The 11,497-nt window shown below is 70.2% G+C and carries 9 protein-coding genes; 4 read left to right on the top strand and 5 right to left on the bottom strand.

The window, feature by feature from the left end; genetic code table 11:
* The first annotated feature begins 8 nt into the window (after positions 1-8).
* From RH864_RS06410 to RH864_RS06400, 3 genes are all read left to right on the top strand, one after another.
* Positions 9-1,328 (top strand): NtaA/DmoA family FMN-dependent monooxygenase, encoded by a 1,320-nt coding sequence (locus RH864_RS06410; RefSeq protein ID WP_310516686.1) that lies wholly within the window; start codon positions 9-11, stop codon positions 1,326-1,328.
* Positions 1,329-1,487: 159 nt separating this feature from the next.
* Positions 1,488-2,009: a flavin reductase family protein gene (locus tag RH864_RS06405; protein WP_310516685.1), complete on the top strand. Its 522-nt coding sequence runs from the start codon at positions 1,488-1,490 to the stop codon at positions 2,007-2,009.
* Complete coding sequence (locus RH864_RS06400) at positions 2,006-3,379, top strand: MFS transporter (RefSeq protein WP_310516684.1); 1,374 nt, start codon at positions 2,006-2,008, stop codon at positions 3,377-3,379. Before RH864_RS06405 ends, RH864_RS06400 begins: the two co-directional genes overlap by 4 nt.
* Here the strand turns inward: RH864_RS06400 and RH864_RS06395 are convergent.
* The 5 genes from RH864_RS06395 to pdhA all read right to left on the bottom strand — a co-directional run bounded on the left by RH864_RS06395 (position 3,342) and on the right by pdhA (position 10,823).
* Entirely contained in the window at positions 3,342-3,932 is a 591-nt protein-coding gene (locus RH864_RS06395; protein ID WP_310516683.1) for a TetR/AcrR family transcriptional regulator, read from the bottom strand. The two genes, RH864_RS06400 and RH864_RS06395, sit on opposite strands and share 38 nt — an antisense overlap.
* 685 nt (positions 3,933-4,617) lie before the next feature.
* Positions 4,618-6,468 carry an HNH endonuclease signature motif containing protein gene (locus RH864_RS06390; protein ID WP_310516682.1) on the bottom strand — a complete coding sequence of 617 codons (1,851 nt, stop codon included), beginning with the start codon at positions 6,466-6,468 and terminating at the stop codon, positions 4,618-4,620.
* A gap of 580 nt (positions 6,469-7,048) precedes the next feature.
* A complete protein-coding gene (locus tag RH864_RS06385) occupies positions 7,049-8,683 on the bottom strand; it encodes a dihydrolipoamide acetyltransferase family protein (RefSeq protein ID WP_310516681.1) in 1,635 nt (544 codons plus the stop codon).
* Positions 8,680-9,702, bottom strand: a complete 1,023-nt coding sequence (locus RH864_RS06380) for an alpha-ketoacid dehydrogenase subunit beta (RefSeq protein WP_310516680.1) — start codon at positions 9,700-9,702, stop codon at positions 8,680-8,682. The genes RH864_RS06385 and RH864_RS06380 overlap by 4 nt, the downstream gene beginning before the upstream one ends.
* Positions 9,699-10,823, bottom strand: coding sequence for a pyruvate dehydrogenase (acetyl-transferring) E1 component subunit alpha (gene pdhA, locus RH864_RS06375; protein ID WP_310516718.1), 1,125 nt, complete (start codon positions 10,821-10,823; stop codon positions 9,699-9,701). Before pdhA ends, RH864_RS06380 begins: the two co-directional genes overlap by 4 nt.
* Before the next feature lie 183 nt (positions 10,824-11,006).
* On the opposite strand from pdhA, the gene RH864_RS06370 reads away from it, so the two are divergent.
* Positions 11,007-11,462: an Lrp/AsnC family transcriptional regulator gene (locus tag RH864_RS06370; protein WP_310516679.1), complete on the top strand. Its 456-nt coding sequence runs from the start codon at positions 11,007-11,009 to the stop codon at positions 11,460-11,462.
* Positions 11,463-11,497 lie beyond the last annotated feature (35 nt).

Below are 11,497 nucleotides of genomic sequence, written 5' to 3'. Positions count from 1 at the left end.
GGACAACCATGCCAAGAAACGAGCACATGGCGCTCACGGCGTTCATGCTGGTCGGCGGCTTCCACGCCGGCACCTGGCGACTTCCGAACAGTCGTGCGGAAGAGATCGGGCAGCTCGAGTACGTCGTCGAGCTGACCCGGATGGCCGAGGCGGCGAAACTGGACGCCGCATTCTTCGGCGACGCCGTGTACCCGGGCGAGGTGCCCGGACCGAATCCCACCCTGACGGCGTACGAGCCGATCGGCACGCTCGGGGCGCTGGCGGCGATGACCTCGAAGATCGGACTCGTGGGGACCATCACCACCTCGTTCTCCGAGCCCTACAACGTGGCGCGCCAGCTCGCGAACCTCGACAACCTCAGCGGTGGACGTATCGGCTGGAACATCGTCACGTCCTGGGCCGGCAACCGGAACTTCGGGCTCGATGAGATGCCCGACCCGGAGGTCCGGTACCGGCGCGCGGCCGAGTTCGTCGCGGTGACGAAGCAGCTGTGGGACAGCTGGAGCGACGACGCGGTCGTGGTCGATCGCGAGGGCGGGTCGTGGGCCGCGGCCGATCGGATCCGGCGGATCGACCATGAGGGCGAGTTCTTCAAGGTCGAGGGCCCGACGAACATCCGGCGCTCGCCGCAGGGCTTCCCCGTCATGGCGCAGGCGGGTTCATCGCCGACGGGCCTCGCATTCGGGGCATCCGTCGCCGAACTGGTCTACACGGCGCAACCGGTGCGCGCGGAAGCCGAGAAGTTCTACGGCGAGTTCAAGCGCCGCGTGCGTGAGGCCGGTCGCAATCCCGAGCACGCGAAGATCCTGCCCGGGCTCCTGCCGATCATCGGCGAGACCGAGCAGGAGGCGAAGGAGCTCTCGGAGCACATGGCGCAGTTCATCGACCTGGAGCACGGTCGCAAGCAGTTCAGCGCGAGCCACGAGATCGACCTCTCCGACATCGATCTCGACGAGCGGATCCCCGACGACCGGTGGAGCGACGACCCGGTGCACGGCTCGCGCTACCACCTGCACCGCCGGTTCAGCCAGGACGACCGCTACACGCTGCGCGAGCTGCTCGTGACGAGTGCGCGATCGATGTCGCACCTCTCGATGGTGGGCACCCCGAGCCGGATCGCGGATGAGATGGTCGCGTGGTTCGAGGGGCGCGCCTGCGACGGCTTCAGCCTCAACGCCCCGGACATGCCCGACGGCATGCGCCGCATCTGCGACCTCCTCGTGCCGGAGCTGCGTGAGCGCGGGTACTTCAGGGAGGAGTACGAGGGCAGCACGCTGCGCGACCACCTCGGCCTCGAACGGCCCGCGTCGTACGTCCGAGCCTCGTAGACCGCACAACGCGCCGAACCGACCGCCTCCGCCGGGGCCCCGCCACCGAGGCGAGGCCCCGGCGGAACTGTATATTCTCAAATTGAGACGTTACTGTCTCGATTTTGTGGTAGCGTCGATGCATCATCAGTTCGATGCCGAATTGGAGGGGAGCACGCGATGACGATCACCGACGCTCGAGTCGACACGTTCGGCGTAGAGGAGTTCCGCGCCGTGTTCCGCAACCACCCCGGCCCGGTCGCGGTGATCACCCTGCGCGATCTCGACGGCCGGCCGGTGGGCTTCACGGCGACCTCGGTCATCTCGATCTCGGCCAGCCCCGCCGTCGTGGGCTTCTCCATCATGCAGACCTCGTCGAGCTGGCCGGCCCTCGCCGAGGCATCCTCGGTGGTCGTCCACTTCCTCGACGTCGACGACGTCGCGATCTCGCGGAAGTTCGCCGTCTCGGGCATCGACCGGTTCGAGGGCCTGAACTGGAGGACGCTCCCCACCGGGGAGCCCGTCCTGCCCATCCACGGCACCTGGGTGCGCGCCCGGGTGCTCGGCAGCCTGCCCGTGGGGTCGAGCTTCTTCGTGCACGTCGAGCCCGTCGAGGCATCCATCACCGACCGGCGGCGCCCGCTGGTCTATCACGACCGCAAATATCACGAGCTCGTCGACGCGTCGATGCTGTCGGAGTGACACGGGCGGACGGTGCGGCTGACGAGGTCGTCGCGCCGAGGAAAGCCAAGGCCGCCGTGCCGACGGGCGGCAGGCTCGTCCCGCTGATCATGCTCGCGCTGTCGGTCGGCGTCGTCGGCACCATCGGCGAGTTCGTGCTGGGCCAGCTCGGCTGGGCCTTCAACGCCGAACTCGGCGTGCCGGTGGCCGCGATCGGTTCGCTCGCGTCCGCGATGTTCATCGCGGCCGGCATCGCGTCGCCGGCGAGCGGATGGCTCGTGGACCACGTCGCGCCGAAGGTCCTGCTGCCCGTGCAGGCGGCGCTCGCCATCGCCGCCTTCGCGTCGTTCGCGCTCGCGCGCAACGAGATGGACCTGCTGCTCGTATGCATCGCCGTCGGAGTCTGCATGACGATCGGCCTGCCGCTCACGAATCGCATGATCGCGCTCTACCTGCCGGCTCGCCAGCATGCGGTCGCGGTCGGCTGGAAGTCGCTGGGTGTGCAGTTGAGCGCTGTGCTCGTCGGGTTGAGCTTCGGCGGCCTCGCCGAGGTGATCGAGTGGCGGACGATCATTTGGCTGTGGGTCGGGGTCAGTGTCGCCATGACGGTCTGCGGCGGCTGGTATCTGGCGCGGACGCCCCGGCTCGATCGTGCGGCGGGGGCCGCGGGGGCTGCGGATGCGACGGCTGGCGCGGGTGGCGTAGACGGCGCGGGTGGCGCAGTCGAACCCGCGTCGCCGTCAGCACCGGCGCCGGTCCCCGCGCCTCGCGATCGCCATCACCCGGTGGTCTGGTGGCTGTTGCCGATCTCGTTCTTCTTCATCGGGGCGTTCTCGAGCCTCGGCGCGTATCTGCCGTCGTTCGCGATCGACCAGCTCGGCCTGGGGGTCGGGGTCGCCGGGCTCGGCATGGTGGTGGCCGCGACGACGAGCGTCGTCTCGCGATTCGTGTGGCTCCGTCTCATGCGGAACGTCCACGGCATGACGCTCCTGGCTGCCGCGGGGGTGTTGACCGCGATCGGCGGGGCGATGCTGATGGTGTCGCCCGCGATCGGCGAGTGGTTCTTCTGGACGGCGGTCGTGGTGCTCGGCGCTGTCGCGCTGGGCAGCTTCCCGGTCGGTGCGGTGCTCCTCATCCAGTACGCGAACGTGGCGAAGATCGGTGCGATCAGTGCCTGGTCGGGTCTCGCTGGGTTCGCGGGCCTCGCGGTGCAGCCGCTGTTCCAGTCGTTGCTCATCGAGGAGGGCGGGCTCACGGCCGGATGGCTCGTGGTCGTCGCCGGCGGACTGCTGACCACGCTCACGGTGGGCGTGTACTTCGTCGTGCAGTCGCGGTCGCGAGCGCACCGCCCGGTCAGGCGTCGTCGGCGAAGGTGCCGCGCGTCAGCGTGAACAGGATCATCTCGACGGCGTGCTGGCGCGTCGCGCCGTCTTGGACGAACTTCGCCCCGACGCGCAGCACCTCCCAGAAGATCCGGCTCCGCCACTCGGGCGGGCTGGTGTCGCCGGGCTGGCGCGCGGACTCGAGCAGCTGGTCCAGTTCGTCCAGGCCCTCGATGAGTTCGGCGCGAAGCTCGGGATAGTTGCGGATGTCCACGTGCTCGTGCAACCACACGAGCCCCGGGCCGACGTCGAGCAGTCCGTCGACGATGCGGCGAAGCGCCGCTGGGGGCGGGCCGAAGGATGGGTCGGCGCGGTCGATCGCGGCGACGGCGAGATCCCGCACGTGCCGGCCGAGGCTGATCCGCAGATCGTCGCGGTCGATGAAGTGCCGATGGAGGGTGCTGCGGCCGACCCCGGCACGCTCGGCGATGTCGTTCAGCGAGGCTCGCGGTGCCGCCGGCCAGATCTCCAGGGCAGCGTCGATGATCGCGGTCCGCGTGCGTAACGTCGTCCTCGACATCTCCTCTTCGAGCGCCGGAGTACGTGCTGGTCGGTTGGCCATCGGGGTCGAGCCTAGCAGGCAGGTCCGGCGCGTCCGGGAGCCGCTCGGGCCCCAGAATGCGGGGGCCTGCGGGCGCTGCAGGGGCCGGCTCTGCGCCGAACACGCCTTCTACTCCGGCGGCTCCCGCTTCACTCGGCACGACGTCTCCGCCGGCTCCTCGACTGCCCCGATTCGCCTGCTCATCCTGGCTCACCCGTCCGGGCCCAGCCGTCCTGCCCACCTGTCCTGGCCCACCTGTCCGGGCCCACTTCGTCCCGCCCCACTTCGTCCTGCCTCACTTCGTCCTGCCTCACTCGTCCCAGTCCACTCGCCCTGCCCCACTCGCCCTGCCCGGCTCGTCCCGCCCCACTCGCCCTGCCCCACTCGCCCTGCCCGGCTCGTCCCGCCCGCCTCGTCCCGCCCCACTCGCCCTGTCCCACTCGCCCTGTCCCAGTCGCCGTGCCCCACTCGCCCTGCCCGGCTCGTCCCGCCCCACTCGCCCTGCCCGAATTACCCCTGATCCACTCGCCCGCTTCGCCGAGTACACCCGCTCCCGGACATCATCTGCCCGTTCAAAACATCGCGCTCGCGCTCAGGGTCGCGGTCGGAAGGCGCACTCATTCAGCACGTGACCCATACCTTGAGGCCCACACCTCAATTCAGCACGTGACGCATTCGCTCAGCCCGTACCTCACCATGCATCCGCTCAGAACATCGGGTTCGTGGCGTACGTGGCCGGCGGGCGGCGGCGACCTCTGGATCGCCCCGGTGACCCCGGATGTGCTCCGGCGTCGCAGGATGGGTCGGCCGCCCGTTCTGGGCCGCGCTCCGCAGCGCGGTCGCCATCGTCGTCCATTTCTGCGTCGCGGTGATCAGGCCCGAATCGGAGGTCGCCTTCGGGAGTGGTGCGGTACACCTGACCGGTCAACGAGGTCCACTCGAGCGTGCCGCCCTCGAGGTGCTTCACAGACCAGGCGGTCTCGTGTTTGAGATGGTGATGGGGCGCGCAGAGGTGCGCCAGGTTGTCGTGCGCGGTCGTACCTTCGTGGGCCCAGTCTTGGCTGTGGTCGGCTTCGCATCGTGCCGCGCGACGAGTACACCCGGGGAACCTGCAGGCGCCGTCCCGGACCTGCAGCCACTTCCGCAAGTCGGCCGGCACCCGGTACGAGCCGCGATCGACGTCGAGCACCGTTCCCGTGATCGGGTGCGTGAGCAGCCGCGTGAACGATGGAGCCTGCGCGGCGAGCTCACGTGCGGTCTCGGCATCGATCGGGCCGTACCCGTCGAGGTCCGCTGGTGCCTCATCCAGCCCGAGCAGGGTGAGCACGGGCACCGTGACGTGAACCGTCGGCCGGATCGCCGAACCGACCGACACCACGCGTTCACCGCCCGGTACGCACGACCGGTCAACATCGTGCCCGGCGGCACCCGGCCGAGCGGCAGACCCGGCCTCACCCAGCCCACCTGGCACAGAACCCACAACACCCGGTCGAGTGGGAGCAGAACCCACAACACCCGGCCGAGTGGGAGCAGAACCCACAACACCCGGCCCACCGGGCACAGAGCCCACAACACCCGGCCCATCGGGCACAGAGCCCACAACACCCGGCCCACCGGGCACGGAGCCCACAACACCCGGCCCATCGGGCACAGAGCCCACAACACCCGGCCGACGGGGAACAGAACCGGTGGCCCCGGCTCGCGCGGTCACGCCGAGGACGTCGCGCGGCGCGGGCGTCGCATGCAAGAGGAGATCGCGGGCGAGGTCGGCCTCGAGTTGCGCACTCGTGCGCGTTTCGGTGCCGTCGGCACGGGCGACCCGAACCGCCTGCTGCAACCGATCCCTGATCAGCAACGCGTCGGCGGCACGCATCTGAATCGCGAGCCACGCCATGCCGTCCCGCGCCGATTCGAGCTGCACCGCACGCTCGGCGAACGCACGCGCGTGACGCTGCGCGAGGGTGTCGGCCTGAAGGCGTTCGAGCACCCGTTTGGCGGCATGCCGAAGCTCGGCCGGGGTCATCTCCCGCCCCAGACCGGCGAGCTCGACGTCAGCGGCCGCAATCACACCCGAATCGGCGTCGAGCCCGCGCACCGCGTCGGCGATCACCCGCGCATGGGCGCCATCGAGCTCGCCCTCGCGCATCGCCGCGAGCGTCGCCGGCAGCACCGTGCAGAGCACGTACGCATCACTCACCAGCCGCTGCATGCTGTACTCCGAGACCCGCCAGGCCACCGCAAGCTCAGCCACCACCGCGCGACGGGCCAGGTCACGACGAGCAGCACGGCCGACGTGGGGGGCCACGAACGCATCCGCCCGATCCACCGCGAACTGGATCGCCGCGTGAACCGACATGAGCCGCTTCGCCTCGAGCCGCGACATCGCACGCCGAAGCCCGGCAGACGCCGCCACCAACGCAGCCAGCTCATCCCGTGCATCCTCGGACACCGCGAGCCCGCCGTGCGCTCGAATGCCGGCAGGCGAATTCTCACCGGTCGATGCGGCATCGTCGGGCGGCGGTGGAATGTCGGCGGGTGGTGGAATACTGTTTTGCATGCCGACAGAATATCACTATGATCGAACTTGCGTTCGAGTTTTCCACAACCGGGAGGAGCAATGATCCGCACGGAGGCTCTCCGCGGCTCACTCGTAATGGCCGGGCGAAGCCGGAGAGGGGGCATCGACTCGTCGTGAGCGGGCGCGCCTTGCGGGCGGAGGTCTCAGGAACGTCCTGATGTCAGCGTCAGGGGCTGTCAGAGTCCGTCAGGGCCCCAGGGCTCCCAGGCCCCCAGGGCTCCAGGGCTCCAGGGCTCCAGGGCTCCCAAGCCGTCAAGGTGCCGAGGCAAGGCGTCAAGGAGCCAAGAGGCCGACGCGTCAGTGCCGTAGAGGCGTCCAGCACCGCAGGACATCAGGACCGCCGAAGCGTCCAGGCAGCGGCAGTCCAAGACGTCCAGCGGCAACCCAAGACCTCAACGGCAACCCAAGGCCTCAACGACAACCCAAGACCTCAACGACAACCCAAGACCTCAACGACAACCCAAGACCTCAACGACAGCCCAAGGCGTCAGCGGCAGGCGGCTCGAACGCGGCGGGCAGGGCCGCCGTCGCCCAGCTCAACGTCGCCGAGCTCGCCGTGTCACAGCTCGGCATACAGCGCGAGGGGGTCCTCGATCGATCCTGCGACGTGGCGAAGGAATCCGGCGGCGTAGCCGCCGTCGCACACGCGGTGGTCGAACACGAGCGAGAGCTGCGCGATACGCCGCGGGACGACCGCGCCGTCGACCACCCACGGCTTCTCGATGATGCGGCCAATCCCGAGGATCGCGACCTCGGGGTGGTTGATGATCGCGGCAGACCCGTCCACACCGAACGAGCCGTAGTTGTTGAGCGTGAACGTCGAACCGCGGAGACGCTCCGGCGCGGTACGGCCGAGCCGCGCCGCCTCGGCGAGCGTGCGCAGCTCGGTGTCGAGCTCCTGCACCGAGAGGCGGTCGGCACGCGCGATATGCGGCACCATGAGGCCGCGCTCGGTATCGGCCGCGATGCCCAGGTTCACGCCGTCGAACGTGACCAGCTCGTCCGCCGCCGGGGTGAGCTGCGACGCGAGCAAGGGAAACTCGCCGAGGGCGAGCACCACGAACCGCGCGATGAGTGCCGTGAGCGAGGGCGGCTTCGCGCCGCCGCGGGTCATGCGCGGGCGCAGGTTCCACAGCTCGGTCGCATCGACGTCGACCCAGACGGTCGCCTCGGGGATCTCGGACCGGCTCGCGCTCAGCTTCGCACCGACGGTGCGCCGCAACATCGAGAGCGGCTCACGGGTCAGCACCTGCAACGGCCTCGCGACGGATGTCCCGGCCGCCACCGATGTTTCAGACACCACGGATGCCCCGGATCCTGCAGATGCCCCGGCGGCCGCACCCGCCGCCGCGCCGTCGGCAGCGCGCATGACATCGGCGCGGGTGATCACCCCGTCCGAGCCGGATCCGGCCACCGCATGAAGGTCGACGCCCAGGTCGCGCGCGAGCCGCCGGACGAGCGGCGAGCGCACCGCGAGGACCCGACGGGAGCCGGAGCCGCCGCCCAGCTCGGCCGGTGTGCCCGCTGACGGAACCAGCGGCGACGACCCCTCGGGAGCCGACGTGGACGGTGCCGAAGCCGACAGCGACGAACCAGACGGTGCCAAACCAGACGGTGCCGACGCGGACACCGCCGAACCAGACGGTGCCAAACCAGACAGCGCCGACGCGGCAGACCCGTTCGGCCGCACCACCGACGACCCCGCCGTCGGACGGGCCGCACCCGCAGGGCCCGCGGCGCGGCGGCGACGGCGTGCCGGCGAGGCATCCGCCGACGTGCCGTACCCGATGAGGACGTTGCCGGAGCCGGATCCGGCTCGCTCCTCCTGCCGGTACGCCTCCAGCTCGGTGACGTCCTCGCCGACGCCGTCGGCCACGTTCCCGGTCATGCCCCCGGCCGCGCCTTCGGCGCCGGCATCCGACCCGGTCGCCGACGCGGCGCCCTCGGCGCCGATGTCGAGCACCGGCGTGCCGACCGCGATCACATCGCCGGGCTCACCGTTCAGCGCGGTGACCACGCCGGCATACGGGGTCGGCAGTTCGACGACGCTCTTGGCCGTCTCGACCTCCGCAACGGCCTGGTCGACGGTGACGACGTCACCGACCGCGACGAGCCACTGCACGAGCGCGGCCTCGGTGAGCCCCTCGCCGAGGTCGGGGAGGCGGAACTGCTGCACGTTCGTCGTCGCGCTCATTCGTCGTCCCAATTGAGGGTGTCGACGGCATCGAGGACACGGTCGACGTCGGGCAGGAAGTAGTGCTCGAGCTTCGGCGGCGCGAACGGCACATCGAAGCCCGTGACCCGGCGCACCGGCGCGGCCAGGAACTCGAAGCAGTGCTCGCCGATGCCGGCCGCGAGCTCGGACGCGACGCTCGCGAACCCGGAGGCCTCCGCCACCACGACCGCGCGGCCCGTGCTGCGCACGGCCGCGAAGATGGTCTCGTCGTCGCACGGCGTGAGGGTGCGGACGTCGACGACCTGGATGCTCCGGCCCTCGCCTTCCGCGACGGCCGCCGCGTCGAGCGCGACCCCGACCGACGTGCCGTAGCTGATCACCGTGACGTCGGTGCCCTCGCGCACCACCTGCGCACGGCCGAGCTCGGCCGTGCGCGTGACGTCCACTTCGCCCTTGGTCCAGTACAGCTTCTTCGGCTCCAGGAACACCACGGGGTCGGGGCTCTGGATCGCCGCGCGCAGCAGGCTGTACGCGTCCTGCGGCGTCGACGGGCAGACCACCGTGAGGCCGGCCGTGTGCGCGTAATACGCCTCCGACGAGTCGCAGTGGTGCTCGACACCGCCGATGCCCCCGCCGAACGGCACCCGGATCACCATGGGGACCCGAAGCGCGCCGCGCGTGCGATTCGCGAGCTTGGCCGCGTGGCTCACCACCTGCTCGAACGCCGGATAGGCGAACGCGTCGAACTGCATCTCGACGACCGGGCGCAGACCATTCATCGCCATGCCGATCGCGGTGCCCACGATGCCCGACTCGGCGAGCGGGGTGTCGAAACAGCGCTCCTCGCCGAACCGCGACGTGAGCCCGTCGGTGATGCGGAACACACCACCCAGCGCGCCGACGTCCTCACCGAACACGACGACGCCGTCGTCGGCCGTCATCGCGTCGGCGAGCGCGCGATTGAGGGCGCCCGCCATCGTCAGGGTCTCGACCGTGCTCGCAGCGGCCGTGTCCTCGCGTACGTCCAGCAGCGTCATCGGTGGCTCCCCTCGGTGCGGTCGGCGTGGCCTGACCCATCAGTGCGGTCCAACTGATCAGCCCGGTCGAGCTCGTCGCGCAGCTGCTGCCACTGGCGCTCGAGGCGCGGCGGACGCTCGCTGAACACGTATCTGAACAGGTCTTCCGGGTCGGGCACGACCTCGGTGTTCATCGCGTCGCGCAGCGCCGCGGCGGCCTCCTCAGAGGCATCCCGGATGTCCTGCTCGATCGTCTCGTCGAGCACGCCGGCACCCTGCAGGTAGGTGCGCGTCCGCGAGAGCGGGTCGCGCGCGACCCAGGCCGCGACCTCGTCCCGCTCGCGGTAGCGCGTGTCGTCATCGGCGTTCGTGTGGGCCTGCATGCGGTACGTGTGGGCCTCGACGAGCGAGGGGCCCTCACCGGCGCGAGCCCGGTCGACGGCCTCGCGGAGCACGCTGAGCACGGCCGCGACGTCGTTGCCGTCGACGCGCTGGCCCGGCATGCCGTACCCGATCGCTTTGTGCGCGAGCGACGGCGCCGCGGTCTGCCGCGACAGCGGCACCGAGATGGCGAACTCGTTGTTCTGCACGAAGAACACGACGGGCACGCGGTAGACCGCGGCGAAGTTCAGCGCCTCATGGAAGTCGCCCTCGCTGGTCGCGCCGTCGCCGCACAACGCCATCACCACGGTCGGCTCGCCACGCAGCTTGGCCGCGTGCGCGAGCCCCGCGGCGTGCAGCAGCTGCGTCGCGAGCGGCGTCGACTGCGGCGCGACCCGGTACTTTTGGGGGTCGTAGCCCGAGTGCCAGTCGCCGCGCAGCAGCACGAGCGTCTCGGCGGGGCTCACGCCGCGGGCGATCACCGACACCGAGTCGCGATAGGTGGGGAAGAGCCAGTCCTGGTCGTCGAGCACGAGGGACGCGGCGACCTGGCACGCCTCCTGGCCGTGCGAGGACGGATACACCGCGAGTCGGCCCTGACGCACGAGCGCGTAGCACTGCTCGTTGATGCGGCGGCCCACGACCAGCGCCCGGTACGCCTCGAGCAGCGCATCGTCGTCGGGCCGGTCGTACGTGTCGTCGGCGTGCGCGGTGCCGTCGGCGTCGATGAGGGAGACGGGCACCTCGCGCGGCAGCAGCATCTCGGCGGTCAGGGTCACAGCGTCTCCTTGGGGTCACCACATCGTCGGGATAGACGAGACATTCCAAGATTGGGACACTTCGGTACAAAATGACCAGCTGTGGGCTAGATTGCGAGATGAACTGCGTGATTCCGAGTTATTTGTACCGCATCGTCTCGGCGCGGCTCACCGAAGGGAGAGCGGATGTCTCATTCGCTGGACGATGTCGACCGCCGCATCCTGCACGTGCTGCGCCGCGACGCGCGCACCTCGGTCAACGAGGTCGCGCGCGAGGCGGCCGTGTCGCGCGCCAACGCGTACGCGCGCGTCAAACGCATGACGGATGCCGGCGTCATCGTGGGCTACCGCGTGCAGACCGACCCCGTCAGCGAGGGCTTCCACACCTCGGCGTACGTGGCGCTGTGGGTCGACCAGGAACGCTGGCAGGAGCTGCGCACCCAGCTCCTCGCCCTCCCCGAGGTCGAGCACGTCGCACTCGTCGGCGGCGAGTTCGACGTGCTCGTCCTCGTCCGCGCGCGCGACAACCGCGACCTGCGCCGCATCGTGCTCGAGCGCATGCAATCGCTCGACGGCGTCAACACTTCACGCACGTTCCTCATCTTCGAGGATTACGCGAGCGTGCCGGACGGCGGCGATTGAAGGTCGGTCCGCCCAGCGCTGCACGTCGCGCTCCT

The sequence above is a fragment of the Agromyces aerolatus genome, from assembly GCF_031432255.1.
Classification (GTDB): domain Bacteria; phylum Actinomycetota; class Actinomycetes; order Actinomycetales; family Microbacteriaceae; genus Agromyces.
This window is presented reverse-complemented; position numbering and strand designations above follow the sequence as displayed.